This is a genomic window from Pseudomonas sp. BF-B-30, from assembly GCF_019956305.1.
Classification (GTDB): Bacteria; Pseudomonadota; Gammaproteobacteria; order Pseudomonadales; family Pseudomonadaceae; genus Aquipseudomonas; species Aquipseudomonas jessenii.
Genome location: NZ_JAHBDG010000011.1, coordinates 188,027 through 215,017, shown reverse-complemented (window position 1 = coordinate 215,017; position 26,991 = coordinate 188,027). Strand labels below are relative to the sequence as shown.

Sequence of the window (26,991 nt, the reverse complement as noted above, 5' to 3'; positions counted from 1 at the left end):
TTAACAATGAACATTTACTACGATGGCAAGTTTGTCCAGAGCCAAGGCTCGGCTATTCCAGTTGAAAACCCGGCAACCGAAGAGATTTTTGCCGAAGTCGCTGAGGCCACCATGAGCGAGCTGGATGCAGTCGTCGCTTCTGCCTTATCTGCTCAGCGCAAATGGGTGCGCGTCGGTGCCGGCGAGCGTGCTGAACTGCTACACACCTGTGCTGCGCGTCTGCGTGAACATGCTCCTGAGCTGGCTCGCCTGCTCACCCAGGAAAGCGGCAAGCCGCTGCGCGAATCTCTCGACGAAGTCGAGTGGAGCGTTGATGCCTACCGCCACCTGGCAGAAGTGGCTCGAACCCAAGGTGGCCAGGTTGTTCAGCCAAACATGCATGGTCAGATGAACCTGGTGGTGCGTGAGCCGCTGGGCGTTATTGTCAGCATCCTTCCTTTCAACTTCCCGATTCTGTTAATGACCTGGCAGGTTGCAGCGGCTCTGGCGGCGGGTAACACCTGCATCGTCAAGCCATCGGAAGTCACCCCGATGACCGCTTTGCTGCTGGCCAAGATCTTCGATCACCTGCCACCGGGCATCTTCAACGTCGTCACCTGTGGTGCCAAAGGCTCGGCCTACCTGGTTTCGCACCCTGACACTCACATGATTGCATTCACCGGCTCGGTACCTACCGGTCAGAAAATCATGCAGGGCGCGACTGAGCGTATGAAGCCGTTGCTCCTTGAATTGGGCAGCTCCGATCCATTCATCGTCATGGATGATGCCGACTTCGATATGGCAGTGAAGGCCGCTACTTTCTCGGCTTTCCTTAACTCGGGCCAAGTCTGCACCGGTTCCGAGCGCTTCTTCATCCACGAAAAGATCTATGACGATTTCATGGATGCGTTGGTCAAATCGGTTCGCACTCTGCGCATCGGCGACCCGATGGGTGATGTTGACCTCGGCCCACTGGTCAACAAGGCTGCTGTAAACACTGTCGAAAAAGGTTTGGCGCATCTGCAAAGCTTGGGCGCGACCATCCGTCATGGTGGCACCCGTGGTGGCTTCACTCGCGGTCACTTCTTCGAGCCGACTATTGTCGAGATCACTGACCCGCTGAAACAACAGCCGCGCCATGAGCTGTTCGGCCCGCAAGCTACGTTCTGCCGTATTCGCTCGCTGGATGAGGCAATCGCGCATGCCAACAATACCGACTTCGGCCTTGGCTCTTGCATCTTTACTTCCAGCTTCGAGTCGGCCATGCGTGCTGCAACCGAGATCGATGCTGGCCACGTATGGATCAATGACCCATTGAAAGACAACGTTGCCGCTCCGTTCGGTGGCAAGAAGATGTCCGGCCTGGGTCGTGAGCTCGGTCTGGATGGCATTAATGCCTTTACTGATGTGAAGCACATTCACATGCAATTTAAGGCTGAAACTCAGGGTTGGTGGTTCCCTTACACTCGCCCAGACATTTAATCAGTCTGATGTGAGCAAGGCGACCTGTGGTGCTGAGCAGGTCGCTTATTGCTTCTCTGAATTGCCGGCCCAACGAAGTTGGCCGGCTTTTTTTATTGGGAGTTTGAAGCATGAACGGACATTTAGCGCTCGCCATCGCCATCTGTATGGAAGTTATTGCCACAAGTGCGTTGGCATCGATTCAAGGTTTAACAAAACCACTTCCTCTGTTGGCTGTTATCATAGGGTATGTCTCGTCTTTCTATATGCTCGCCATTGTGGTTAAGACCATTCCGATCGGCATCGCTTATGCAATATGGTCGGGTATGGGAATTGTGCTGGTTACGCTAGTGAGTGTTGTCATCTATCGCCAAAAACCAGATATGGCGGCAATCGTGGGGATGGGGATGATTGTGGCGGGGGTAGTTACGATTCAACTGTTCTCGTCGATGAAGCCGCATTAATTGACTGCGAGAGATGTAGTGCAGTATGGCCTGCCCTAAGGTTAGGGCAGGCTGGGTTGGGGGTCACTGGGCTAGGAAGCCTCCATCCACAACGAGATCTGTGCCGGTCACGTAGGACGACTCGTCAGAAGCCAGGAACAGCACAACGTTTGATACTTCTTCAGGTTTCGCCATGCGGCCCATTGGCGTTGCGTCAATGTATGCCTGCAATTCGACTTCCGCCTCGTTCATGGGTGTGGCGACCATGCCAGGGCAGACCGTATTCACCCGGATGTTTTGTTTTGCCAGTTTCAGTGCAGCGCTGCGAGTCATTGTCAGCAGCGCGCCTTTGGAAGCGTTATAGGCGAAATATTCCGAATCGCCCACGAACCCCAGGATTGACGAGATGTTGACGATTGAGCCTACTCCCGCTCGCTGCATAGATGGAACGACCGCCCGCATCCCGAGGTAAACACCTGTTTGGTTGACGGCAATTGTGCGACTCCAGAACTGAGGGTCTTCTATAGCAAATCCGCCTGGTTGCCCTGTGATGCCGGCATTGTTCACCAGCACATTGATGTCACCCCAGCGCTCCTCCGCAGCCTCAACTGCGTCTTGCCAAGACTGCTCGCTCGTCACGTCCAGTTCGAGGTAGTGAATGGCTAGCCCATCTTCTCTTGCTTGTGCTGCCAGTTTGCGTCCTTCGTCGTGCAACACATCAGCGATGTGGACTTTTGCTCCGTGTTGGGCAAGTACCATTGCATGAGAGGCACCCATTCCACGGGCGCCACCAGTGATAAATACGTGCTTATTTGCCAGTCGTGCTTGCATAAGTTAACCATGTTTATTTGTAATTTTACATGGATCCGCATTAGTAGTTAAATCCTGTTGGTTCGTAAACTCAATTGATCGAATGTACGGGTTGGGTGTGCAAATTAGTATCTTCGCACGAGTGACTTGTGGGGAGGATTTTGCCTAGTATGGCTTCGTAAGTGTAGTTCTGGGAAGTTTACGTTTGATTTAAGTATTGGGGGTTGTTCCCCTCATATCAGTAGTTAATTCGGGATTTCACAAATGAAGAACAAGAATAAATTCCCAGTACGTTGGCATGTTTGCGTAGGTGCATTCATTCTTCCAGTCGCTATGTCGCACGCTGAGCAGCAATCCGATGCTGCTGGCTTTGTAGAAGGCAGCCACCTCAAGCTCCTTTCTCGCAACTACTACTGGCACCAGACCGGAGATGCAGGTAAGCAGAAGGACTGGACTCAGGGTGAAATGCTGGATTTCACATCTGGATTCACCCAGGGTGTTGTTGGGTTTGGCCTAGACGCCTTTGCTTACGGTGCAGCAAAGCTCGATGGTGGAAGCGGGCAAGTAGGCTCGATGACATTGCCTTTTCGTGATGATGGCAATCCAGCGGATAGCTACAGCAAGGCTGGCGGCAGTGTGAAATTAAGGCTGTCGAGCACAACGCTTCGGTACGGTGACCTGCAACCTCAAGTCCCTGTGTTCGCTACTGGTAACTACTACCAACTGAATCAAACTGCGACCGGTTGGATGCTCGACAGCGCTGAGCTCTCCGGCCTGGCCTTGGGGGCTGGTCACTTCACTTCTGGTACTGGCTACATTTCGACTAATCATGACGGTGATTTGGGGCTCGCTTATGCCGGAAAGAGCACTTCACAAATTGACTATGCCGGCGGAGCGTACTCCTTCAGTGATCAGTTGTCGGTAATGCTTTACGCGGCCCAGTTCAAAGACCTTATGAATCAGTATTACTCGAATGTGAATTACATACTGCCGCTTTCGGATACTCAGGCGTTCACATTTGATTTCAATATCTATCGCAGTGTTGATTCGGGTCAAGCCGAGGCGGGTGATATCAATCTCACTGCAGCATCCGTGTCTGCTGCTTTCTCAACTGGCCCACATAAGTTTTTGCTTGCGATACAGCGAAATGATGGCGACCAGCCTCAGGACTATGCTGCTATCGGCAGTACTCGGCCGGGTGTAGCTGCTGGCGTTTACAGTGGTGGTATCTATCTTGCTAACGCAACCGAAATTTCCGATTTCAATGCCCCTAACGAGCGGTCAGTTCAGGTTCGATATGATCTAGATATGTCGACTTTTGGTGTCCCTGGGGCGAAGTTTACGCTCAAGCATCTCCGCGGGTATGACATTGACGGCACCCACTTATCTGAAGACTCAGCTTACTTTGATTTATATGGAAAATCCGAGAAAGAGCACGAGACAAACATAATTGCAGAATATGTTGTTCAGTCAGGGCCGGCGAAAGATCTTTCGGCGAAAGTTTTCCAGTCATGGCATTCCGGGGCGTCGAGTACCGGAGGTTCCATCACTCAAACGCGGTTCTCGTTGAGCTATCCACTCGAAATTTTCTGAACCGCAGAATAATAAATGCTTGATCTAGTGCAATAGATCAGTTGGTCATGATTGTCGACAGGCTGCCCTCCGTAGGAGTAATAACATGAGTGAAAATGTTAGCGTTGAGTCTTCGCAGGGAGAGCGGCGTGCCGCAATTGTCGAGGCGAGATCGATTGACTATGTGCCTTTGTCAGAGCGGCATGGACGTCTTGGTGATCAGGCAACCATCTGGTTCGCAGGCAGTGCTCAGTTGCTCAGTTTGGCGACCGGGGCGATTGGTATCGCTTTAGGGTTGAATCTTGTCTGGACGTTGATTGGCCTAGCCCTAGGCACGTTCCTAGGGACTATTCCGGTCGCAGCGCATGCCAGTCAGGGCCCTCATCTCGGCTTGCCCCAGATGGTTCAAACACGGCCCCAGTTTGGTCGTTACGGTGCGGTGTTTATTTGGATCGTAGCTGTACTGGTGTATTGGGGTTACGTCGTTCTGAACGTAAATTTGATGGGTGCTACCGCTCAACAATTGGAGCTGGGGACAGCGACGATTTCGGGGATAGTGCTGGGTGTCGTTTCTATTGTTGTGGCCATCTTCGGTTACAACCTACTCCACGTTGGGCAGCGATACACCACTATGGCCTTGGTTGCTGTGCTGGGGGTGTTCGTCGTGGGGCTTGCGATGGCCGGGGGATTTACCTCGGGAATGCTCGCTCTGGAAGGGTCGTTTTCATTCACACCTTTCCTAATGGTGACGTCGGCTGCGTTAGCCTATCAGTTGTCGTGGGCGTTCTTCGTTTCTGATTACTCCAGGTACATGCCTCCAACTACGAGCCATCGTTCGATTATCGCCTACACGGCGATAGGGGCTGGTCTCGGTGTGTTCAGCATGGAGGCAGTAGGTGCTATCTGCGCTGCTTTTTACCCAAAGGATGCATTGACTCAAGGTCTGCAACAGGCCGGTGATTCGATCTATCCGGGCTTTGGGGCGGTGGTTCTCGTGGTAGGGGGTATCGCGCTGCTGATCTTCAACGGCATGTGCGTTTACGGGGGGGCATTAACCCTGATCACTGCGCTGGACAGTATTGTCCCGACGAACCCAAGCCGTTCACTACGTATCAAGGCCATCGTGATCCTAGGTATTTCGGCAACGGTAGTAGGTGTGCTGTTGCCCGATACGTTTATCAATACCACGTTCTACACAGTGCTCGCCGTTCTGGCATATCTCATGGCGCCTTGGACAGCAGTCAATCTCGTTGACTATTTCATTGTCCGCAAAGGCCAATACTCGGTGCGTGAGATTTTTCGGTCTGATGGAATCTATGGGAAATGGAATTGGAGAGGCATGGCAGCTTATGTCATCTCGTTTGTCGCCATGATTCCTTTCATGTACCTGCCGTTTTATCAAGGCCCTGTCGCTGCTTGGTTCGGTGGTGTGGATTACGCGTTCTTTGTGGGGATTCCGGTGGGCGGCATTCTCTATTGGTTGTTTTGCATGAGTCTCGATGTTCGATCTGAGTTGCTGTTAATCAAAGATGCAGATGCGGATCTAGACAAGGACGCCGCACCAATTCTGTGACGGGCCTTTCCTGCGGTTTGTTGGATGTGAAGCCGCTTCTAAACATGTCATGAGAAAATAATAATGAAAACGATAGAGCTCGATAGTGTTGGAGTTGACGCTGAGCGCATTGCGATTCCAGCGCAGAAAGTTTCATTAACGCGGGTGACTATGTTGGGGCTCTCGGGTCAGCAGTTGGGGCCAAGCGCCGCCATTGCTGCCGGTTCGATTCCCTTATATGCGGGGTACGGTTCCTGGCTCGCCATGGCGCTCGCTCTCCTGGCAGCCCTTTGCATGACGGCAGCTGTTAACGTATTTGCCCGAAAATACGTTGTGACCGGATCGCTTCTTTCATACGTGGGTATAGCGCTTGGAAGGTTGCCTCAGCGGGTCGTTGCAGCTTCATATCTCGTTGGCTTTTTAGTGGTATGCGCGGCTCTCTCGGCTTGCTTTGTTACGTTCAGCAGCAGTTTGCTGCATACACTCGGCGTGGAGTTTGCTCTGGCCGGATGGTTTCAGGCTGTTACAGCGGTCGTGATTTCGCTGCTGGCAGGGATTCTGACTTGGCGTGGGCTAGATGCCTCGATCTCTGTGACAGCCTGGTTGTCTTTCCTGCCGGTGCCTTTGCTTGCACTGGTAACTATCGTCGCTGCCATGAATACGGGTGTTGATCTCAATGCTCAGTTGAGCTTGGACGGCGTATCGTTAGCTCGTCTGGCGGAAGGCACAATTGTGGCTTTGGCCTACTTCGTAGGCTGTGATGCTTTGGCAGCTCTAGCAGCCGAAACAGATGCCCCAAAAAAGAACGTTCCGTTACTTCTACGTAACGTGTTGCTCATCACTGGTCTCAGCTTCGTTGCAATTTTGATCCTGAGTGCGCCCCTGATGGCGGAGCATTTGACCGCGCTTGTGAATGGGGACTCGCCGACCCAGATCTTGGCTACTGCTGCTGGTCTTGAGTTTCTGCAGATGCCGATTGATTTTCTTCTTGGTGCTGCCACGTTCGCCAGTTTAGTGGCGTTCATGAATTACGGAAGTCGGGTGTTTGCCACTGCTGCTGTTGACCGTTTCATTCCCCAGGTGTTTTCCCGCATTCATCCTAAGTTTGGTTCACCAACTGGTTCTACTGTGCTAATGGGTGTTGCTGCAGCGTTTATCCCTGTCGCGTTACAAATGCTGGCAGAGTCGCCACCGCTACAATCTACTGCTTACTTGTCAACGCTGTATTCGCTGTTCTGGATTGCCCCGTATGTGCTACTTGGTGTTGGGGCAATTAAGGAAGTAATCCTTGATGGCAAGAGGGAGCTGATTAAGATAGGTGTGATTTCAATTGGTGTGTTCGTTTTTATTGCGCTCTTGGTTTATAACTTTGCCTCTGATCCAGGTGGGGTTTTTGGTGCGCTGCCTTATGTAATGGTGGCGCTCACAGTTGCTGCCTTTATCGTGTTCAGTGTAGTGGATGTACTGAATAAAAATAAAATTTGAGGTGGGTTATTTATGGATAAACAGTCCGTTGTGGTGGTAACCGGAGCTGGGTCTGGCATTGGTCAGGCCACCGCCATTGCATTCTCTAAGCAAGGCCATTTTGTAGTTGGTCTCGATCTTTCCGAGGCGAGTCTGCAGAAGACGAAATCGTTCATAGCTGCTGATCGTTTTCATGCTGTGGACTTGGATGTTCGAGACGAGGTGCAGGTTGCTGAGGCGTTCAAATACGTAAGGTCTACTGGGCTCAATCTCCACGCTGTAGCTGCTTGCGCAGGTGTGGCAAAAACAAGCGCGGTACATGAGCAAAGCGAAGAAGACTGGGATTTTATCGTAGATATCAACCTTAAAGGTGTATGGCTTACTGCGAAGTCTGCGATGACCATCTTCCTCAAACAAGGAAAGGGCTCGTTTATAGCAGTGGGTTCCGATGCCTCTGTGCGTGGGGCTTCTGTTTATGCGGCCTATTGCGCCTCAAAGCACGGTGTTCTCGGCCTGGTGCGCTGCCTGGCACTGGATTACGGCCCGTTGGGCATCCGCTCGAATGCGGTGTGCCCGGGTTTCGTGCTTACACCGATGATGGATGCTCTGCTTTCCGATTCCAGTGATCCTGAAGCTGAAATGAAGTCCTATGCAAAGGAAGTTCCGCTGGGGCGTTTTGCTCGGCCTGATGAAGTGGCTAAAGTGATCCTGCACTTGGCCTCCGATGACGCTTCATATACCAACGGTGCTATATATTCGTTGGACGGTGGCGCAACAGCGGGCCATTTTAGCCCTCTAGTTTAAGTTTCGTTAGATGCACGTTTTGCACAGTTGTGCATCGCAAATGCTGATTTACCCGAATTAGCATTTGCGACTTTTTTATTATTTTTATTTAAATATGAAAAACTCATATCATCGTATGAGTCGAGTCTTTATTTTCTGGCTAATTCACAATTGAATGATTGTGTTCGTCGGCTGAAAGTAGACATACCGATAGATTCACGAACAGGCTAATAAAATGAAGCGTTCGCTGTGGTTGGAGGAGATTTCCTCCGAGCTGACTCCTTTGCCTTCGTTGGAGGGTAATCATGTGGCGGATGTCGCCATCGTTGGTGGTGGATTCGTAGGCCTATGGACGGCGCTGCAGATTGTCGAGCTAGATCCTAAGTGCAAGGTGATTATCATCGAACGCGACATTTGCGGTGGTGGTGCTTCCGGTCGCAACGGTGGCTTCGTCATGTCGTGGTGGCCAAAGATCAGCTCCTTGTCGGCGCAATGTGGCAAAGATGAGGCGGTGCGATTGGCTCGAGCCTCTGCTGCCGCAATTGGCGAAATCGAGCAGTTCTGCATTAAGCATAATATTGATGCGCACTTCCGCCGCGCAGGTTGGCTGTGGACAGCCACCACCAATGCTCAACGTGGTGCCTGGAAGGATGTGGTGAAAACGTGCCAGCGCCTCGGCGAGTCTGTGTTTCTACCACTATCCAACAATGAAGTTGCTCGCCGTGCGGGCTCAGGAAAGCATCTTGAGGGTGTGTTGGAGGTAAGCAACGCCACTGTGCAACCCGCAAGGCTGGTTCGCGGCATGCGCCGAGTCGCACTAGAAAAGGGTATCAAGATTTTTGAGAATACCCCCATGAGTAATTTCGAGCGTTCATCTCCTGCCTTGCTACAGACGCCCAACGGTTCGATTGCCGCTACCCGTGTCGTGCTTGCACATAACGCTTGGTCTGCCGAGATCCCTGAGCTACGCCGGACGATTCTGCCTGTTACGAGTACCATCGTTGCCACCGCGCCAATTCCGGATCGTTTGGAAAGAATCGGTTGGACTGGGGGGGAGGCGATCACTGACTCTCAGCTGATGGTTGACTACTACCGTACCACGCAGGATGGTCGAATCGCGTTTGGTAAGGGCACCGGGATGATCAGTTTCGCCAGCCGTGTGGATGGCGGATATGACGACAATCCAAACCTCAGCGAAGATACGGAACGCGATTTTCGACGTACTTATCCGCAGCTAAACGATGTGCCAATCACTCACTCCTGGTGCGGCCCGATCGATCGTACCTACGACAGTCTGCCTGTCTTCGGTCATTTAGATGGCTCGCCTCACATTTTCTACGGTATTGGCTGGAGTGGAAACGGCGTCGGCCCGAGCCGCCTTGGCGGGCGGATTTTGGCAAGTTTGGCTCTTGGATTAGACGATGAGTGGAGTCGCTGCGGTCTCGTGGGGCGTGAGCCTAAGCGATTCCCTCCGGAGCCGTTCCGCTATTTTGGTGGCTTGATGGTTCGTGGTGCTGTTCAGCGTAAAGAAGCCGCCGAAGCTGAGGATGAAAATCCCGCATGGTTGGATCGCAAGCTCGCAAGCCTCGCTCCGTCGGGCCTTGAAGACAAAACCCTTTGATGCTGGAGTAGATGATGACTCAACCAATTCTTCTTTCGAACGTCGAAGCTTTTCTGCTCCCTGACTCTAAACCTGTCACACAACCTTTTGGCGATTTGGTCTCCGAGACGTCTACCCATTCGGTAGAAGGGCCAAGCCAGTTGCTGACTGGGATTTGGGAGTGCACACCAGGCAGGTGGCGCCGCCAAGTGCTTTCGCGTGAGTTCAGTCATTTTGTCGCTGGCCACTGCTTCTTTATTCCTGATGATGGGGAGCCCATCGAGCTCCGTGCCGGCGATGCGATTCTGTTCCCCGCGAACTGCCATGGCGAATGGGATGTTCGCGAGACTGTTCGAAAAAGTTTTTTGATCATGCCTTGATTTACGGGTGTGTTCATTGCCCCACGCTTGTCTCCGGCCTAACCAACCGGAATTTTTGCCGCCCACGAGGGCGGCTTTTTTTCGCACATATTAAGTCGGACATTCTAGAACGGAGTTTTCTCGGGCTGGATACGCTACCAGGGAGGGACTGATTTTTTCTAATTCATCGATTTTCCTGCTGCTTGTGATGCTGTTGCCGAGTACCTGCGTACTGAAGGGTTTGAAATAACAATAACGTTGCAGATGGCGGTGCCCGTTTGCTGAAAACCAAATCATATCCTCGGGTGTCCTTATGAACCCCTGCTGGAGTCATGTCAGAATGAAGTTTAAATCCATACAGACATTTTTTGTTGTTCAGGCGGGATGCGCCATGCTTTTTATCAGCGTGACGCTTCTGGGTATCAGTTATTTCACTACTGAGAACAGCAATGAGTTTGTGCGCGAGTCAACTGATACGCAGGCGGCTGCCCGTACACAGGCGGAGTTAACAAGCCTTGGGCAGGCGAAGGCACTTGAAATAGGAGCCAGGCTCCAATCTGCGCTTCAAGTTGCGCAACAATTAGCGGTCGTTAACATGTCTATCGGAAAGGTCGATGCTGATGGGAATCCGCTATTAAGTGTGTCTCGAGAGCAGCTGTCTAACTTAATTCGCGAAACTTTGATTGCCAGTCCTCAGATATTGAGTGTCTATGTTATATGGGAGCCAAATGCCTTTGGTTCATCGGATATTAGATATGCTGGAAGAAGTTCAGATGGCTATGATGGAACAGGCCGATTCATGCCTTCGTGGTATCGAAGTAAGGCGCAAGAAATTCTGGTGGAACCGGCCCCGACAGTAGAAAGTCAAAATCGTCTACCAACCGGGGTGCGTGAGGGAGAGTATTATCTTTGTGCGAAGGAGACCAAGAAAAACTGCGTAATCGACCCTGCTGCTTATGATTTAACAGATGGCAGCAAAGTTTTATTGACATCATTTACAGTCCCCATTTTTGTCAACGGCAAATTCGAGGGCATTACGGGCGTCGATTATGCTCTTAGCTTTATTCAGAATTTGCTAGAGACCAGTAATCACAGCCTGTATGCCGGGGTGGGAAGTATGAGCTTGCTTTCCAGTAATGGGCGTTACGTGGCCAGTACTCAGGCGCCTAATGAGCTTGGTGAGCTTTCCTCCGTGTCACTGACCCCGGGCGACCTTTTGCTTGTACAGGCCGCTGGTGATCGAGCTCCTAAATACGAAGTGGATGAAGCAAATGACACGGTGCGTTTGGTCATCCCTATCAGCGTTGCTGATACAGGTGTGTTCTGGAATCTCCTAGTAAAGGTGCCTTTAAGTGTGGTCATGAACCAGGCTAGGGAGCTTCAAGCGTCTCTTTTATCTAATACCCAGTCCAGCCTTCGTTTCATGGGAATTGGGGGGGCCTTAGTGACAGCCGTAGGAGTGTTCTTACTCTGGCTGATTAGCTTCGGAGTAGGAAGGCCTTTGAGGGAAACTGCGATCCGACTCCGTGACATTGCAGGTGGAGAGGGTGATTTGACAAGAGAGTTGAGCATAGGGCGATCAGATGAACTCGGTGACATTGGCACTGGATTCAACAGCTTTCTGAGCAAACTTCGGCTTCTGGTAAGTCAGATTGCAGCCCTGTCGGGAGACATCGCCGATGCCTCCGAAAAAACACGAGAAAACTCTACCCTGACAGACACGAAAGTGCAGCGCCAGTTATCCGCAATCGAGCTTATCGCGACCGCCGCCCAAGAGATGACCTCTACTGCGCAAGAAGTCTCACGTAGCGCGGCGAAGGCGGCGGAAGCCGCCGGCGATGCAGATCGCTTTGTGCAGTCGGGTCAGACGGTGGTTGAGGCTAGTACCAAGACGACGCAAATGCTTCATGATGACCTACTGCATGCTTCAGAGACGGTTCAAGCCCTCGCCACCGACAGTGAAGACATCAACCAGATCCTGAACACCATTCGATCTATCGCCGAACAGACGAACCTTCTGGCCCTCAACGCTGCGATTGAGGCAGCGCGAGCCGGTGAGCAGGGACGAGGGTTTGCCGTCGTCGCCGATGAGGTTCGCAACCTTGCAATGAAGACCCAGAGCTCCACCCTGGAGATCCATACGATGATCGAAAAGCTCAACGTTGGGATCCATGAAGTTGTGCATGCCATGGATCGCAGTAGCAAGCGCATGAGCGAGAGCGTTCGGCATGCTGAAGGTACAGCAACTGCCCTCAGTGCAATCACTGAGGCAGTCCTGTTGATCTCGGACATGAACATCCAGATTGCCAGCGCTGCAGAAGAACAGAGCATGGTTGCGGAAGACATCAGTAAGAACATCGAAAGTATCAGCCTCGCTGTTGCTGAAGTGGCCAAAGAGGCGAAGCATACCGCAGAGGCAAGTGAGGCTATGACCCTGCTAAGCGCTCAGCAAAAGAAGTTGATTCAGCAGTTCAAATATTGATCATTTGGAGCGTTTTAGCGCGAATGGTTTGAAGGTGTGTTACTGCTACTTTTGCCACCTTATAAGGCGGCTAACAGTCTAGTTTCATACTTTGTTAGGAGATGCTGAGTCATCGTATGGGAAAACTTTTGTTTTTTGTCCAAACGTATGATTGACCGAGGCTAGGGCAAAATATCTAATTCGGGTAATTCCATCAATAATAATTAGGGATACTTATGAGCTACGTCTGGACTCAGCGTCAACTGGAAGAATATCGCCGTTATTACGACAATATTCGTACCCATCACTCCTATAGCTACGTGAATTTCTCGACTACAGCAGAATTCGTTCGCAGCGTTCTCCCGCCATGTCTCGATGTACCAGATCAGCCCAAGGTCACCATTGGCTTCCTCTCCTTCATGGAGTGGATCCATGGCGTATCCAACCGAGCGGGCCGTGATCGTGCAGCCATTGTTGGTGTAAACGCAATGTATAAGGGGGTGGAAGGCAGCTACTACCTCACCGTACTGGAAACCGAAGAGGTCAACATCGTAACGGGTCGCGAGTTTTGGGGTATGCCAAAGAAGCAAGGCTTCATCGACTACTTCGAGGACGGTAACGGTTTCCATGGTGTCGCAGGGCGTAAAAGCCATGATCTGATCCTCCTCGACGCCAAGCTCGGCGAGGAGCAGGGAGGGTCTGAAGAAGCCCCTGAGTACTACTTCGACATGCGTTGTGGTTTCGAGGTCAATGGCCGGTCGATCCGCAACCCCGAATTGGCCATCTTTAAAAACTCAACCAAAATCAACCGATTCCGTCCTATTGTTTCCGCTGATCTCGTTTTGAAAGGCTCGCCTTTCGATTCGGGTGTTGGAACAGTGCCGGTGGGACACTTCCTAGACGGTGGCCATCTCGGTGGCGAGACGTCTTACATCATCGAGCAGGTGGTCGATCTCAGTAAGGACGGCGTTGACTATGCACCATACCTAATGGGCCGTCTTTACGACGACTGGCCTGACGTCCGTCGCTAACAACTGAAACTGTTAGTGATTAAAAGCGCATGAGCATCACGACTGACCCTGGATATATTTTATGATCGATAGGGTCGTCTTGGTGCTGAATTTGCCTAGGGCACAGATATTCAAGCGGTTGTGTCGCGTGGCTACCTACGTTTCCGTCGCTTGACAGGTGTGGGGTCAAGTGATCGCTCTCGAGTTTTTTGAACGAGAGGAAGATTTCGTGCAACAGTGGCAAATGGGGCCTACCGCAACCTGGTTGATCGCAATGGGCTGGGTGTTCCAGCTATTTGGCTCTCTGTCCGTGTCGGTAGCCCGTTAAGATATTTGCCTAAGTTCGCAATCTAGCCCACCACGGCACGTCACCGTGAACCTAGCAGTAGTTTGGAGGTGGGAAAGTCTCAGTATTGCCTCGGACTCTTAATGACTGTGGCGATCCCGAATGGACTCACGAGTGACAGCAGAACTTTTTCGAGTACACTGCGAATGTTCATGGGAAGGCTGGGGCAGTCTTGACCTAAAACGGGTGAGACGCTGTCAGTCGCTCCAATTTCGCCTCAATAGTTCGTCCGAAAAGACATGAGTCCACCTGAAGCGCATGGACGTTTAATCACTCTATTTTCTTACTACGCCGCCAACCATCAGTTACCTTCCGTGATAACAGAGAAAGCTGCGTCTTGTCTCACGTTTTCAGCGCGCTTCAGAATGCCAATTATGGGGCATAGCCCAGCTCGCGGCTGATATCTGCGCTGCACGTCAATAACAAGTTTTTGAACTGATCCTGCACACCAGGAGGATCCATCATTGCATCGGGGCCTGAAAGGTTGATCGCAGCAGTGACCACCCCCTTATGGTCTTTGATCGATGTAGCAATTGCAGTTGAGTAATCGGATCGATGCAGTACCCAGCCTCGCTGGCGGTCGTTTAGGATCAGGGCCTGTAGCTCAGGAGGAATTCGAGGTGCAGGTGAGGAATATGTATTTAAAGGCCTCATGAAGCTATTCACACGGTTACAGATCCTGCTCTACAGTGATTCAATATAGGATAGTTCGACGTGATTTGCGTGAGGCAGGCTACCTTGGGAGCTTTCCGTTCGACTGATTGATCCAAGCCGATCGTTAACATCGCGCTACGAGCTTTGCGTGTCAGAAAGCGCTCAGCACCCTTGAAGGGTCATGCAGCCAGTGGTATGACACATGATAAGAAGAAAGGGTAGGTGCCATGAGAATCGATAAATATGCATTCATCAAGGTCGGCGAACAAGATGAGTTTGTTGAAAGAACGTTCAAAGGCTTCTGTGAGGTTATTCCTCAAAGTCAAGTTGATACATTCTTGATAGCGGATCCATTTTCAGTGCCGACCTTAGCTAGGGATTTGGCAAAAACCGGTTATTATCACGCGATTGTTGTTTCTATGATGATTCTTGAGGATATCAATTTCCGACAGGATCATATTGCTGATGCAGTAACATCTGGATTGGTGAGGGTGGGTCTTGATACTGATTCGTTGGTTCTGCCTATCGTGCTGCTCCCTCGTAATGGTCAAGAAGCGACATGGCAGCATGATGATTTTTGCGATTATTTTCTAGCTAAAGGGCGTGCCACTGCGAGTGCGGCATTGAAAGATTCTAAATTAATGTCTTCTCTACCCTTTCCGAAGAATGTTGTTGGATGGCTGTGGCCTATGTAGATCCTTAAGCTTGAATCGGGCGAAACCTCATAGTCCATAAACAGATTGAGGCCTGCCCGATCTGCCGCTCACGCGAGGGCACGTAAACAGAAAAAACTGTAGCTCTAAGCTTGATTACTACAAAGCGCTGCAACTCCAGCTGCGGCAATCTGAGCGTCCTGCTCTGGTTTGACCCCCGACACGCCGATGGCAGCTACAACTACCCCCTCTACAAGCAAGGGTAAACCGCCCTCCAATGAAGTTAGTAGGGGGGCGCTAATGAAGGCCGTACGTCCCGAATTGACCATATCTTCGTAGTTTTTGGTGTCCCGCCTACCCAGCGCTGCAGTGCGAGCTTTTTCGGCTGCTATGTAGGCGGAAATTGGGGCGCAGTTATCAAGGCGCTCTAAAGCGAGTAAATGCCCGCCGTCGTCAACCACGGCTACAGTCACTGACCATTTGTTTCGCAGGGCCTCTTCGCGAGCAGCGGTGACAATACGGTTGATTTCAGCGCTTTCAAGAACAGCTTTGCGTTGCATGAGTTTCTCCTAGGCGAGAGCTTCTTCCACCAATTCGATCCAGTGGCGTACTGGGGTACGGCCGGCACTGTCGAGGTGAGTTTGACAACCTATATTGGCGGTCACGATAACTTCAGGATTGCCGCTTTCCAGATCGTTGAGTTTGTTGTCGCGCAGGCGGCGGGATAGAGCTGGTTGTGTGATTGAATAGGTGCCAGCTGAGCCGCAGCACAGGTGGCTATCAGGTACTTCTGTGAGACTAAACCCGAAACGACCGAGGATGCTTTCCACGGCGCCGCTGAGTTTTTGGGCGTGCTGTAGAGTGCAAGGGCAATGGAAGGCCAAGCGAAGATCCGACTGGATGCCAAGTTGCTCAAGGGGTTCGGCACTGAGTATTTCGGCCAGATCTTTGCTGAGTGAGGTCACCCGCTGCGCTTTTGCGGCATAAGCTGGGTCGTCTTTCAGCAGGTGCCCGTAATCCCGCACAAAAGCGCCGCAGCCGCTAGCCGTTTGAACGATTGCTTCCGCACCTTGTTCAATGGCTGGCCACCACGCATCGATATTACGTTTTGCACGATCAAGGCCTTTATCCTGAGCGTTCAGATGGTAGTCGACAGCGCCGCAGCAGCCTGCTTCCCGAGAGGGGACTACGGATATACCGAGTCTGTCCAGCACACGTGCAGCCGCAGCATTAGTGTTCGGGGACAGCGAAGGTTGCACGCAGCCCTCGAGCATCAGTACCTTGCGATCATGGCGAACGGAAGGACGAGCTTTAGCTGGATAAGCTTGACGCGGTAACTTGGCTTGCAGCGCTCCTGGCAGAAGTGGTCGGAACAGCTGGCCTGCCATGGTCAATGCCTTGAATACAGCCGGGCGCGGGACAACGGCGCGCAGGCTCTCGCGTAACAAACGCTCTCCGATTCCGCGCGGTACCTGCTCCTCGACAACTGCTCTCCCGATGTCGAGAAGATTGTGATACTGCACACCCGATGGACAGGTTGTTTCGCAGTTACGGCAGGTCAGGCAGCGATCAAGATGGAGTTGTGTTTTAGCGGTGACCTCTTGCCCTTCTAGCACTTGCTTGATCAGGTAGATGCGGCCTCTCGGCCCATCTAGTTCATCACCTAGAAGCTGATAAGTTGGACAGGTTGCAGTACAGAATCCGCAATGCACACATGACCGCAAAATGCGCTCGGCTTCCTCTGCGCGAGGGTGGCGTTTTGCTTGTTCGCTCAAATTCGTTTGCATGGCGTACTCAGACCTCCGCGTACATGCGGCCAGGGTTGAAGATGCGCTGTGGATCAAGCTGCAGTTTTAGCCTTTGGTGGTAACGCAGCAGTGGCTCAGGCAGTGGCTGAAAAGGGAACTCATGAGTACCAAAGCGAGTGGCATGGCCACCTAGCGCCGTTACAGCCAGACGGACAACTTCCGCCGGTTCGTCAGTGACCAACCAACGTTGTGCTCCACCCCAGTCCAACAGTTGCTTACCAGGCAGGTTTAGGACGGCAGAGTTGTTCGGAACAGAGATTCGCCAGAGTGGTTCTGATGTGTCGAAGAATGGAAGCTGCCGCTCACGCAGTTTCGACCAGTAACTGCCATCCAGCGCTTCGCCACCTAGGCGCTCACAGGCTGACTTCACCGATCCTTCACCACCTTCCAAACGCAGTTGGAGAAATTTACCGTCGTGGGAGGCTGCGCTGATGGGGATCGGTTGCTGACCCCAGGCGGCAAGTTTTGCGAGGGCTTGATGTGTATTCAGTTCCAGTTTCACGCTGGCACACTGTCGAGGCTTTGGAAGTACCTTGAGGGAAATCTCTGTCAGCAGACCCAAGCATCCAAAGCTCCCCGCCATCAGGCGCGAGAGATCGTAGCCCGCAACATTCTTCATCACCTCTCCACCGAAGCGCAGAAGCTTGCCATGGCCAGTGATGATACGTGTGCCCAGCACGTAATCTCGGACGGAGCCGGCCCACGGACGACGCGGCCCTGACATCCCGCTAGCGACCATGCCACCCAGCGTCGCGGATTGACCAAGGTGCGGAGGTTCGAAAGGCAGCATTTGGTTTTCTGCTTCGAGCGCCGCCTCGATTTCTTTTAGTGGAGTGCCGGCGCGCGCAGTGAGCACCAGTTCGGTCGGATCGTAGGAGATGATGCCCCGGTGAACGCGCGTGTCGAGTATCTCACCTGCCACTCTGCGACCAATATTGGCTTTGGTGTTACCACCTTGGATGCGCAACGGGACACGTTCGTTGAGCGCATAAATCACCTGCTCCATCATCGAAGTGGAGTCGTCGTGATCTTGTCCCATTAGAATCGCTCCAGTTCTGGAAAGGGTAGGTTTCCGCGATGAATGTGCATAGATCCGAATTCGGCGCATCGATTGAGCGTAGGAATGTTCTTGCCGGGATTGAGCAAGCCGTTGGGGTCGAAGGCTTTTTTAATTGCGTGGAAAAGCGTGATCTCGTCACTGTTGAACTGGGCACACATCTGGTTGATCTTTTCGCGACCTACCCCGTGTTCACCGGTAATGCTTCCGCCCACAGCAACGCAAAGCTCAAGAATTTTGGCGCCCAGTGCTTCTGCTCGATTCAGCTCGCCTGGTTGATTGGCATCGAAAAGGATAAGTGGGTGCATGTTTCCGTCTCCAGCATGGAAGACGTTAGCAACGCGTAGCCCGAACTCATTCGAGAGTTCATCGATACCTTTGAGAACTTTCGGTAGTTCCCGCCTTGGAATGGTTCCGTCCATGCAGTAGTAGTCTGGAGAGATCCGACCCACCGCCGGGAACGCGTTTTTGCGGCCAGCCCAGAATCGAGCTCGTTCGGCCTCATCGCGCGCCAAGCGAACACTTGTCGCACCGGCCAGGTTCAGTACCTGCTCAACGCGCTCACAATCTTCATGTACATCAGCCTCAACCCCGTCGAGTTCACAAAGCAACATGGCTGCTGCGTCGATAGGGTATCCCGCATGAATGAAGTCTTCTGTTGCCCGGATAGATAGGTTATCCATCATCTCAAGGCCGCCGGGAATAATGCCTGCCGCAATGATGTCTCCGACCGCGCGGCCCGCCATTTCCACCGAATCGAAGCTAGCCAGCATCACCCGCGCTACTTGTGGCTTTGGTAAAAGTTTGACGGTGACCTCCGTGACAACCCCAAGCATCCCCTCGGAGCCAGTGAAAAGAGCGAGAAGATCAAAGCCAGGGGAGTCAAGTGCATCACTCCCGAGCGTCATGAACTCGCCGTCAGCAGTGAGAATATCCACCCGAAGCAAATTGTGGACGGTGAGTCCGTACTTCAAGCAATGCACGCCACCGGCATTTTCTGCAACGTTGCCACCGATCGAGCAGGCAATCTGGGAGGAGGGGTCGGGCGCGTAATACAGGTCGTGAGGGGCTGCAGCTTGGGAAATCGCAAGGTTGCGCACGCCTGGTTGTACTCGTGCATACCGAGAGTCCGGATTCACCTCAATGATTCGATTGAAGCGAGCCATGACTAGCAGGACACCTTGCTCCAGGGGAAGTGCACCTCCGGAAAGCCCCGTTCCGGCCCCGCGAGCTACCACCGGTACGTTATTGGAGTGGCAGAGCTTAAGGATCGTTTGGACTTGATCAATTTGATCTGGAAGCACTACAAGCAGAGGCATAACACGATAAGCAGACAGACCATCACATTCATAAGGTCTTAGATCTTCCGGGGTATGAAGGATTTCGAGACTGGGCATGGCATCGCTAAGCTGAGCGAGCAGCTTTGCTTTGTCTGGCCGCGGCAGTGCGCCATCGACGCGCTCGTCATAGAGAATGTTCATGAAGCTCACTTGTCAGTTTTTATTGTTGTTTGGGCCGGTTCCCGAAGGTTGGTGCACGATGTGATCGGGTGTTGGCTCGCGAAGCTGAACAACTCAACAATGCAGGTAGGGAACACCTAGGTCGATGTGGATTTAAACTGGTACTACCACTTTATTCGCGGATATGGTGCTTGATAGAGGTGTAATGAGGGCTATCACGATAGAATCAGATAGAGGCCTCATGGCCGTTATCCTCTGGTAGTACCAGTTGTGGAGTGCGTTTTGATGTCTGATTCCAGTTCAAACAAACAGAGCAAGCCACAAGTTGCTGATCATGTAGCGGAGAGGATCGAACGGCTCATCGTTGACGGGGTTCTGAAAGTGGGCCAGGCGCTTCCATCGGAAAGGCGCTTGGTTGAGAAGCTGGGTTGCTCTCGTACAGCTCTGCGGGAGGGCTTAAGGGTTTTGCGGGGGAAAGGGATCATTGAAACAGAGCATGGCCGAGGATCGTATGTCGCGAGCCTAAGCAGCTCCGACAACGTCACGCCCCTGATGCACCTTTTCAGCTCGCAGCCGCGAACGCTGTTTGATTTGCTGGAGGTTCGCGCGTTGCTGGAAGGTGAATCGGCACGATTGGCAGCATTGCGTGCAACTGATGTAGATCGGATGATCATCAAGCGTCGATTCGACGAAATGGTCGGATCGCAAGAAGACTCAAATCGCCATGATCCGCGTGTGCAGGCTCAACTGGATCACGCGTTCCATCGTTCGATTAGTGAGGCGTCTCATAATCCTGTACTGGTACATACCCTGCAAACACTCAGCGAGTTGACGTTGAGCACAGTGTTTGCTTCGGTTAACAACCTCTATTGTCGCCCTCCTCAGAAACGCCAAATTGACCGCCAGCATTCAAAGCTTTATCACGCCGTAATGGAACAATTACCTGAACAGGCTCAACGAGCAGCGCGGGAACACATCCACAGCATCAGAGATAACCTCAGGGAGATTGAGCAGGAGGAACAGCGCCTGGTGCGAGCCACAATGCGTATGGAGGGTTGGAGCTAAGGGCGAGGTTGGAAGTCGAAAAGCCTAGGCACTCAAGCTGGGCTTGTTGTCATCGGTTGCTTCGTCCTCGTGTCAGCAATCAGGCTGTTATGGGCTAAGCGTCATTGGTTATTGTCTGCGACGTGACCGGCCGCTTCTGCGCCTTGCATGTAGCGGTATCTGTGACCAGCAAGATATTCACGACCCACGTTGAGGCTCATCGGCAGGCACTCACCTTTCATTAGGAGACAGTTCATGCCTGCTCCTGATGTTTTCATGCCTGCGCGATTGTCGACGTCGCCTGGTGGAAGAAATTGTCTGCAGATCGGCGTTCGCTCTGTCGATTAGGTTATCGGAACGCATTTTCTCGCGCGCTTTTCAGCTTTATGTTAATGATTTTCTAAGTGTTTTTATAGTTAAGTCATTGATTTTAAACAGTTAATTTTTTTTGATAAAGCGTGCCGGGTATCTGATTGCTTGGTGAGCTTCATTTGCCATATACTGCACCCGAACGACTGTTCGTGCGGTTGGCGGTATGGGCTTCAAAACGCCTTCTCGGTGAGGCGATGCGGCCCAGCGAGGGAAGTCTCAGTTGATTTGATGACGCACTGCGTTAAGAGCGCAATCGATACAAGCTCTAGTGGCTGACAGGGCGGGGGAATTATGGAAAGCTCAAAGGAATTACTTGCACGACTGGAGAAGTATCTCGGTACCTTCGATTGGAATGGCCTGACTACAAGTAAACAGGTAATTCTCGAAGCATTTCTCAGGGTTGCAACGCGTGATGGTATTGCTAGTGTTTCTATGCGTACCCTCGCTGCTGCAGTGGGATTGAAGCCACCTACAATTTATTCTCATTTTCCGGGTGGCCGAGACGAAATATTATCTAACGCTTTGCGCTGGCACTATAACCACTATGCGCATGGACTATTTGAAGATTTAAAGAATCTGCGAGCACCAGAGGAAAGTTGGTATGCATTGATAAACTTTCACGTCCGTCAACAATTGCAGCGGCCTGAAAATGATATCTGGGACACGCTTATCGCTACCGACAGGATCGCTAAGTTGCTTCCTGAGGGGTTGCGCGAAGAAATTGAAGATTGGGAAGGGTTTGTTGATTTTATGTATTTTTCCATTGCGCAGAACCTGGGTGCTAAGCAGTGTTCTATTGAAGCGCGAGCCTTGAGAAAACTATTTGACAGTATCGGGGCTTGGTGGAAGTGGGATGGAAGTGAAGCCAGCTTGGAAGCGGCGGTGGTCTATTGTGTTGAGGTTTCTAAAAGAATATTGAAATTGTAATGTTTGTTTTTTATGGGATGAAAAAGGTGGGTAACGCAGTTTAGGCGCGGACTCACTCTCGTGCACAGGGTAGGCTTCAATTGGTTTCAGTTTCATGGTTGTTTTAAGTTTCAATTAATGTTGCCCTGTTCGCGGCTTCAGTTTGCTGTGGAGGGGAAATCTACCGCTTCTCGAGAGGAAGTTATTTGTGAATTGGATTAGGAATAAAAACTTTCTAGTTGAACTGGCTTTGATTGTCGGTGTGTTTTCCCTTTGCACCGGCGAATTTGCGATGATGGGGCTAATCTCAAACCTGTCGGAGGCCTTCTCCAAGCCCGAGACGAGTGTGGCTCACCTAATCAGTGCATATGCGCTTGGGGTTGTGATAGGTGCGCCTGTTATGGTTTTTGTCGGTGTTTATCTGAGCAAGAGAAAGCTCATTCTGTTTTTGTTGGGAATATATACTTTTGCAAATGCTGTGAGTTTAATTGCGCCAAACTATGAGACCTTGCTTTTTTCAAGGCTCGTGGCTGGGTTCCCTCACGCTGCGTATTTCGGGGTCGCTGCAGTGCTCGCAGCCTCCATGGCGCCTTTTAATAAGCGAGGAAAAGCAGTCAGTAGGGTTCTTCTGGGTGTGACGGCAGCAATTCTGGTTGGTGCGCCAGGTGCAACGTATTTTGGTCAGATTTTTGGCTGGCGGTCAGTATTTGCAGCAATCACTGTACTGAGTCTAACAAGTCTCTTTCTGCTTTATCGCAACGCGCCTGAAGTTGAGGGTGAGCGACCACTCAATGTCAGAGAGGAATTGGCTTCATTTGCCAACCCACAGGTATGGCTTGCTTTGGCAATCGCCTCAATAGGTTTCTCTGGCATGTTTGGCGTGTACAGCTATCTCGCGCCGATGATTTTGAATGTCACAAAACTTGAGGTCGAGTGGATCGCGCCAATGCTCGTGATGTTTGGCCTGGGCACATTGATCGGGAATTACGCAGGAGGCGCGCTATACGATCGATTCAAGTTTTCTGCTGTAAAATACATCATGGTGTTCAGCTTTTTCGCGTTGTTTGCGTTCCCCGTGCTGTCGCTGACATTGCCAGGTGTGGCTGTTGGCGCAATGATGCTCGGATGCATGGTCGCGCTCTGCCCAGCACTGCAAATGCGGCTTATGGATGTCAGTAAACATGGGCAATCGCTTGTTGCCGCGTCCAACCATGCAGCTCTCAACCTTGGCAATGCTCTAGGCCCGTGGTTAGGTGGAGTGGCGATTAACGCCGGCTGGGGCTGGACTTCAACGGGGTATGTGGGGGCTGCCATGGCATTCATCGGATGCCTGATTTACTTCTGGTCTTACGCTCTAGAGCGTAAATCACTTGTAAGTACTACGAGCACGGTTGAGGAAGGGCTTCAGCGATAAAGCTCCTCGAACACGGTTACACAACCTTTCCGTAAACGGGGCCCTACAAAACACGTTAGGCCTCGATTCACCTCCTTCTGGGTGAATGCGCAGGCTTCTGTTCTTGTCTTTGATCAAATTGGTTGAGATCATCTGGCCACTATATGTGTGGCTAGGATTTTCCAAGCTCACGCCACTGTCCAGGCATGCTCAACCTCAGGAAACGGGTGCGAATGACCGAACAACTCAAGGATGAACACCTGACTTTGGTCAGTGGTCTTGTAACTCCCGAAATCGCGGTCGCCAGCACATCGGTTGCGGCGTTGTTGGCTGCCGAATCGATTCGTGGGAGCGATGGTAGTCTGATTGAAGGGCGTTTAAACATTCCCGAGTACCAGCGCCCGTATCGTTGGCAAACAAAGCATCTTCAGCGTTTGCTGAATGACCTCACTGAATATTTTTCCCCGCCTGCAGATGCAACTCTCCCCCAGCATGATTTCTATCTGGGTAGCATTATCGTGCACAAGACTCGAGAGTCTTGGAGGCATAAAGGCCAACTGAACATTATCGATGGTCAGCAGCGCTTAATCAGCATGGCGTTGCTCGCTCATCTGCTTGGAGAGCGTACGCTGGCCAATGGTGTTTGGTTGGCTTCACCAGAGTCTCAGATGCGCGCCCAACAGAACCTACAATGGCTCAAGCAACAGGCCTTGCCAAAGGTAGACTTCTCCAGGGTAAACGTCACATTGGTGGTGACACCACATGAGGATGACGCGTACCGGTTTTTTGAAACCCAGAATACCGGTGGCGTCAGGCTCAATGGTGCCGCGATTCTGAAAGCACATCATCTACGGGTGGTGCCGCAGGTTGATCAAGATAACTTTGCGAGACGGTGGGAAGCGTGGGGTGACTTGAACGGTACGATGGATTCGGTGATGAAAGCGCGCCACTGGCAAGCACTCAGATGGCGTGCGCTATCCAGTCATCGTCAGCCTATTCAGGCGAGAGAGGAAATTGTCACTGAACTTGCTGAGAGCACGGGGCGGGGTGCAGATGTGGCCTATCGCACCGCCAAAATCAGTCACTTCCTTCAAGACGAAACGCATCAGGCGGTAATGCGAGGGTACGCAATGCGCCAGCCGTTGAACGCTGGTGTGAACGTCATTCAGTACTTTGATTACTTTCAGCAGTTGAGGCGAAGTGTGCTGCTCCAACGCGATGATGGCAACCTTCAGTCCTTTCATCAGTTTTACGATCACTTGGTGAAAAGGGCCAACGGCAGCGAGTTCTTACTGAGGCTTTTTGATTGCGCTGTGTTGTTGTACGTCAGTCAGTTTGGTCGGCAGAGACTGATGGAAGCTGGGTATTGGCTATTCCGCGTGGTTTTTGCACCTCGGTTGATAAATGACAAGGCAGTGCGTGAGAGCACCGCGCAGAGTTTTGTCCATAAAAACCCTGTGTTGGACTGGATTGCGAGCAGTTTCACTCACGATGAGTTGGTCGAGACGTTGAAGAGGTTCGAATGCCCAATATCCAATCGACTTGACGAAAACAGTGTGAAATTTCGGTTCGTGCGTACAGTGCAGGAGTACTTTTCAATGCCATTGGCAAAGCCCGGCGAAGCACTGCAAGACACTTACGACAAGGAGCTCAAGCAAGCTATCGACCGGATGCTCGTGAAGCATTCCTTGAACCAGGTAGGTGCCCTATGAGCACCTGCGTCCTTTCCTATGTCCAGGCGCCTTCAGTGTTGTGTGACACGGACATTGCTCTGATCATTCCCAGCTATCAGCGCCCGTATGTATGGCCTAGCGAGGATGTGATTGCTCTACTGGATCAGATCACTACTGCCCACGACACAAAGGCGCCTCATTACTACATTGGCACGGTATTGACCTCTGTTGTGACGCCGCGGGCACCAAGTCATGCGCGTATTACTTATGAGGTCATTGACGGCCAGCAGCGCATGACAACGTTGATGCTCCTGGCGCTCGCTCTCACTGCAGTAGTACCCGACAACGCTCTTGCGCAATTCGTCGTGCTGGATAAGAAGCCACGGCTCGTGTTCGCCATTCGTGATGAAGTCCAGCGGCTGTTCGGCGCTTGGGCCGGGCTTGAAGAGGAGGAGGGCCCTAGGAAATCGTCACCTGCAGACGAAGACTACCTCAAGCATCTGTCCGCGGCCCGGAAGGCTCTCGCGGATCATCTGGACTTCTTGTTGAAGCAGAAGGATGAGGAGTATCTGGCGAGTATCGCGGACTACATCTTTTCGAAGGTGAGATGGGTCAATAACATCATGCCTAAGGGCATGGATCTGAACCGTCTTTTTTCCACCATGAACAATAGCGGTGTGCAGCTCGAGCAAAGCGACATTCTCAAGGCGCGTCTGTTGAGCAAAATCGAAAGATTGAAGCTGCGTTACGATGCGATTTGGCAAGCCTGCGAAAATATGGACGATTTTTTTGAGCGTAATCTACGTCGGGTTTTCCCTGCCGCTGATTGGAAGCGTCTCAAGAATGAAGATCTGGCTCAGTATTGTGCAGAGACCTTTCCGCTTCAACCTGTCGCGTCGCAGGTTGGACAGGGTGTGAGCATTGCCCAGCTGGCTAAGCAAGCAGTGCCAGCCAGCGATGAGGCAAAAGAGAAGGTGGAGCGTATCCGGTACTGCCGGCCCATTATCAGTTTCAGCTTGTTGTTGATGCACACCTTCCGGATCTACCAGCAAATGCATGGCGGTGAGGATGTCGAAGTTCGCCTGCATGAAAGTCGACTGAACGAATATTTTGAAAGCTTTATCGATAGTGCGGAGGCGAAACAGGCCAAGGCCTTCATCGAGTGCTTGTGGCAGGTGCGATATCAGTTTGACCGTTGGGTGGTGAAATGGCTGCCGGAGCCCGATAGCGACACTTGGTATCTACGTCAGACTAACGTCCAGCTAAAGCAGTCTGAAGAAGGTTACCGGCTCACTCGTACCCCCCTGGAGAGTAACGATCTGAGCCAGCTCCAAAGTGTGCGAAATTTCACTGGCGAACGGAGTGCACAGTACTGGTTGACGCCTTTCCTTGGAGAACTGGTGGCCGGGACAGCCAAAACGCAAGCGCGCGTGGTCACACTGTTGGAACGCATTGATAACGAATTGTCACTGGCTGAAGACAGCCAGAAAGATGCCAGCTTCATGCTGCTGATGGGGGAGCGTCCTGCTCAGCGCGACATCGGTAGTGTCCTTGAAGACTTGAACGTGCCTCAAGGAACACGTTTTGAGCATTACTGGTTTCAGAAGCTCGAATACATTCTGTGGCGTGAGCGTGGCCGTTTCAATTTCTATGACTCAAAGAAATTGGGTGGCTATCGAGTGACGTCAAAGAATTCTGTAGAACACGTCCACCCAAGAAAGGAGGAGTTTGGCCGCCTCATGGATGCGAAGCATTTGGACAGTTTCGGCAATCTGGTGCTTTTAAGTCCTGGTGAGAACTCTTCCTATAGCAATCAGAGCGTTGGGAAAAAGCGAGAAGACTTCAAAGGCAAAAGTCGATACGACTCGCTCAAGCTCGCCCACATGTTTAATGCCAAGGCTGAGCGTGATTGGGATGAGCCAGCGATTGAGGGGCATCAAAAAAAGATGTTGGGCTTGATCGCCAGTCATTATGGTCAAGGTCAGGGATAAAGAGTCAGAACAACTGAAACTCTGTGCACGCCAAGCTGCATTGGAGCTTCGGCTCTACGTACAGCCGGATGACTCGCCGTTCCTTTCGAAACGGCGTATTGAGGAAGGGAGCACCCTGATCGCGCTCCCGGAGGGGCCAG

General features: G+C 51.9%; 21 protein-coding genes and 2 pseudogenes. 17 read left to right on the top strand and 6 right to left on the bottom strand.

Annotation, left to right across the window (positions count from 1 at the left end):
* Positions 1–6 precede the first annotated feature (6 nt).
* A complete protein-coding gene (locus KGB29_RS07455; protein WP_223616352.1) occupies positions 7–1,461 on the top strand; it encodes an aldehyde dehydrogenase family protein in 1,455 nt (484 codons plus the stop codon).
* 110 nt (positions 1,462–1,571) lie between these two features.
* On the top strand, positions 1,572–1,904 hold the full coding sequence (locus tag KGB29_RS07450) for a DMT family transporter (RefSeq protein ID WP_223616351.1): 333 nt from the start codon (positions 1,572–1,574) through the stop codon (positions 1,902–1,904).
* Positions 1,905–1,967: 63 nt separating this feature from the next.
* On the opposite strand, the gene KGB29_RS07445 is transcribed toward KGB29_RS07450, so the two are convergent.
* Complete coding sequence (locus KGB29_RS07445) at positions 1,968–2,714, bottom strand: SDR family NAD(P)-dependent oxidoreductase (protein WP_223616350.1); 747 nt, start codon at positions 2,712–2,714, stop codon at positions 1,968–1,970.
* A 243-nt stretch (positions 2,715–2,957) separates the two neighbouring features.
* Between KGB29_RS07445 and KGB29_RS07440 the strand changes: the two genes are divergently transcribed.
* The 9 genes and pseudogenes from KGB29_RS07440 (at position 2,958) to KGB29_RS07405 (ending at position 13,515) form a co-directional block, all read left to right on the top strand.
* A complete protein-coding gene (locus tag KGB29_RS07440) occupies positions 2,958–4,286 on the top strand; it encodes an OprD family outer membrane porin (RefSeq protein WP_223616349.1) in 1,329 nt (442 codons plus the stop codon).
* A gap of 85 nt (positions 4,287–4,371) precedes the next feature.
* Complete coding sequence (locus KGB29_RS07435) at positions 4,372–5,838, top strand: purine-cytosine permease family protein (protein WP_223616348.1); 1,467 nt, start codon at positions 4,372–4,374, stop codon at positions 5,836–5,838.
* Between the two features lie 63 nt (positions 5,839–5,901).
* Positions 5,902–7,302 (top strand): APC family permease, encoded by a 1,401-nt coding sequence (locus tag KGB29_RS07430; RefSeq protein WP_223616347.1) that lies wholly within the window; start codon positions 5,902–5,904, stop codon positions 7,300–7,302.
* A 12-nt stretch (positions 7,303–7,314) separates the two neighbouring features.
* Entirely contained in the window at positions 7,315–8,085 is a 771-nt protein-coding gene (locus KGB29_RS07425) for an SDR family NAD(P)-dependent oxidoreductase (protein WP_223616346.1), read from the top strand.
* A gap of 214 nt (positions 8,086–8,299) precedes the next feature.
* A complete protein-coding gene (locus KGB29_RS07420) occupies positions 8,300–9,685 on the top strand; it encodes an NAD(P)/FAD-dependent oxidoreductase (protein WP_223616345.1) in 1,386 nt (461 codons plus the stop codon).
* 14 nt (positions 9,686–9,699) lie between these two features.
* Positions 9,700–10,044: a cupin domain-containing protein gene (locus KGB29_RS07415; protein WP_223616344.1), complete on the top strand. Its 345-nt coding sequence runs from the start codon at positions 9,700–9,702 to the stop codon at positions 10,042–10,044.
* Between the two features lie 292 nt (positions 10,045–10,336).
* A pseudogene (locus KGB29_RS28835) lies at positions 10,337–11,647 on the top strand (HAMP domain-containing protein); the annotation flags it as partial.
* A 153-nt stretch (positions 11,648–11,800) separates the two neighbouring features.
* Positions 11,801–12,505 (top strand): methyl-accepting chemotaxis protein, encoded by a 705-nt coding sequence (locus tag KGB29_RS28830; RefSeq protein WP_411740511.1) that lies wholly within the window; start codon positions 11,801–11,803, stop codon positions 12,503–12,505.
* A 215-nt stretch (positions 12,506–12,720) separates the two neighbouring features.
* Positions 12,721–13,515 (top strand): acetoacetate decarboxylase family protein, encoded by a 795-nt coding sequence (locus tag KGB29_RS07405; RefSeq protein WP_223616342.1) that lies wholly within the window; start codon positions 12,721–12,723, stop codon positions 13,513–13,515.
* 697 nt (positions 13,516–14,212) lie between these two features.
* Here the strand turns inward: KGB29_RS07405 and KGB29_RS07400 are convergent.
* Positions 14,213–14,485, bottom strand: a pseudogene (locus tag KGB29_RS07400) (IclR family transcriptional regulator C-terminal domain-containing protein); the annotation flags it as partial.
* A 236-nt stretch (positions 14,486–14,721) separates the two neighbouring features.
* On the opposite strand from KGB29_RS07400, the gene KGB29_RS07395 reads away from it, so the two are divergent.
* Positions 14,722–15,189 carry a 6,7-dimethyl-8-ribityllumazine synthase gene (locus tag KGB29_RS07395; RefSeq protein WP_223616341.1) on the top strand — a complete coding sequence of 156 codons (468 nt, stop codon included), beginning with the start codon at positions 14,722–14,724 and terminating at the stop codon, positions 15,187–15,189.
* Positions 15,190–15,293: 104 nt separating this feature from the next.
* Here KGB29_RS07395 and KGB29_RS07390 read toward each other — a convergent pair whose 3' ends face one another.
* From KGB29_RS07390 to glcD, 4 genes are read right to left on the bottom strand one after another with little or no spacing between them, the layout of a single operon-like run.
* Positions 15,294–15,707, bottom strand: a complete 414-nt coding sequence (locus KGB29_RS07390; protein WP_223616340.1) for a heme-binding protein — start codon at positions 15,705–15,707, stop codon at positions 15,294–15,296.
* A gap of 9 nt (positions 15,708–15,716) precedes the next feature.
* A complete protein-coding gene (glcF, locus tag KGB29_RS07385) occupies positions 15,717–16,934 on the bottom strand; it encodes a glycolate oxidase subunit GlcF (RefSeq protein WP_223616339.1) in 1,218 nt (405 codons plus the stop codon).
* Between the two features lie 7 nt (positions 16,935–16,941).
* Positions 16,942–17,994, bottom strand: a complete 1,053-nt coding sequence (gene glcE, locus KGB29_RS07380) for a glycolate oxidase subunit GlcE (protein WP_223616338.1) — start codon at positions 17,992–17,994, stop codon at positions 16,942–16,944.
* The gene (glcD, locus tag KGB29_RS07375) at positions 17,994–19,493 is read right to left on the bottom strand and encodes a glycolate oxidase subunit GlcD (RefSeq protein WP_223616337.1); all 1,500 of its coding nucleotides are present in this window, start codon (positions 19,491–19,493) and stop codon (positions 17,994–17,996) included. The genes glcE and glcD overlap by 1 nt, the downstream gene beginning before the upstream one ends.
* 264 nt (positions 19,494–19,757) lie before the next feature.
* On the opposite strand from glcD, the gene glcC reads away from it, so the two are divergent.
* The 5 genes from glcC (at position 19,758) to KGB29_RS07350 (ending at position 26,851) form a co-directional block, all read left to right on the top strand.
* Complete coding sequence (glcC, locus tag KGB29_RS07370) at positions 19,758–20,537, top strand: transcriptional regulator GlcC (RefSeq protein ID WP_223616336.1); 780 nt, start codon at positions 19,758–19,760, stop codon at positions 20,535–20,537.
* A gap of 642 nt (positions 20,538–21,179) precedes the next feature.
* On the top strand, positions 21,180–21,815 hold the full coding sequence (locus KGB29_RS07365) for a TetR/AcrR family transcriptional regulator (protein WP_223616335.1): 636 nt from the start codon (positions 21,180–21,182) through the stop codon (positions 21,813–21,815).
* Between the two features lie 187 nt (positions 21,816–22,002).
* Positions 22,003–23,208: an MFS transporter gene (locus KGB29_RS07360; RefSeq protein ID WP_223616334.1), complete on the top strand. Its 1,206-nt coding sequence runs from the start codon at positions 22,003–22,005 to the stop codon at positions 23,206–23,208.
* Positions 23,209–23,420: 212 nt separating this feature from the next.
* Positions 23,421–24,899, top strand: coding sequence for a DUF262 domain-containing protein (locus tag KGB29_RS07355; RefSeq protein WP_223616333.1), 1,479 nt, complete (start codon positions 23,421–23,423; stop codon positions 24,897–24,899).
* Positions 24,896–26,851 (top strand): DUF262 domain-containing protein, encoded by a 1,956-nt coding sequence (locus tag KGB29_RS07350; protein WP_223616332.1) that lies wholly within the window; start codon positions 24,896–24,898, stop codon positions 26,849–26,851. The genes KGB29_RS07355 and KGB29_RS07350 overlap by 4 nt, the downstream gene beginning before the upstream one ends.
* Positions 26,852–26,991: the final 140 nt, after the last annotated feature.

Coding starts and splice junctions, on each gene's coding strand:
- KGB29_RS07440 (WP_223616349.1), top strand. CDS start 2,958: ATGAAGAACAAGAATAAATTCCCAGTACGTTGGCATGTTTGCGTAGGT.
- KGB29_RS07450 (WP_223616351.1), top strand. CDS start 1,572: ATGAACGGACATTTAGCGCTCGCCATCGCCATCTGTATGGAAGTTATT.
- KGB29_RS07455 (WP_223616352.1), top strand. CDS start 7: ATGAACATTTACTACGATGGCAAGTTTGTCCAGAGCCAAGGCTCGGCT.
- glcF (WP_223616339.1), bottom strand. CDS start 16,934: ATGCAAACGAATTTGAGCGAACAAGCAAAACGCCACCCTCGCGCAGAG.
- KGB29_RS07350 (WP_223616332.1), top strand. CDS start 24,896: ATGAGCACCTGCGTCCTTTCCTATGTCCAGGCGCCTTCAGTGTTGTGT.
- KGB29_RS07405 (WP_223616342.1), top strand. CDS start 12,721: ATGAGCTACGTCTGGACTCAGCGTCAACTGGAAGAATATCGCCGTTAT.
- KGB29_RS07355 (WP_223616333.1), top strand. CDS start 23,421: ATGACCGAACAACTCAAGGATGAACACCTGACTTTGGTCAGTGGTCTT.
- glcD (WP_223616337.1), bottom strand. CDS start 19,493: ATGAACATTCTCTATGACGAGCGCGTCGATGGCGCACTGCCGCGGCCA.
- glcE (WP_223616338.1), bottom strand. CDS start 17,994: ATGGGACAAGATCACGACGACTCCACTTCGATGATGGAGCAGGTGATT.
- KGB29_RS07445 (WP_223616350.1), bottom strand. CDS start 2,714: ATGCAAGCACGACTGGCAAATAAGCACGTATTTATCACTGGTGGCGCC.
- KGB29_RS07420 (WP_223616345.1), top strand. CDS start 8,300: ATGAAGCGTTCGCTGTGGTTGGAGGAGATTTCCTCCGAGCTGACTCCT.
- glcC (WP_223616336.1), top strand. CDS start 19,758: ATGTCTGATTCCAGTTCAAACAAACAGAGCAAGCCACAAGTTGCTGAT.
- KGB29_RS07395 (WP_223616341.1), top strand. CDS start 14,722: ATGAGAATCGATAAATATGCATTCATCAAGGTCGGCGAACAAGATGAG.
- KGB29_RS07425 (WP_223616346.1), top strand. CDS start 7,315: ATGGATAAACAGTCCGTTGTGGTGGTAACCGGAGCTGGGTCTGGCATT.
- KGB29_RS07390 (WP_223616340.1), bottom strand. CDS start 15,707: ATGCAACGCAAAGCTGTTCTTGAAAGCGCTGAAATCAACCGTATTGTC.
- KGB29_RS07415 (WP_223616344.1), top strand. CDS start 9,700: ATGACTCAACCAATTCTTCTTTCGAACGTCGAAGCTTTTCTGCTCCCT.
- KGB29_RS07430 (WP_223616347.1), top strand. CDS start 5,902: ATGAAAACGATAGAGCTCGATAGTGTTGGAGTTGACGCTGAGCGCATT.
- KGB29_RS07435 (WP_223616348.1), top strand. CDS start 4,372: ATGAGTGAAAATGTTAGCGTTGAGTCTTCGCAGGGAGAGCGGCGTGCC.
- KGB29_RS28830 (WP_411740511.1), top strand. CDS start 11,801: ATGACCTCTACTGCGCAAGAAGTCTCACGTAGCGCGGCGAAGGCGGCG.
- KGB29_RS07365 (WP_223616335.1), top strand. CDS start 21,180: ATGGAAAGCTCAAAGGAATTACTTGCACGACTGGAGAAGTATCTCGGT.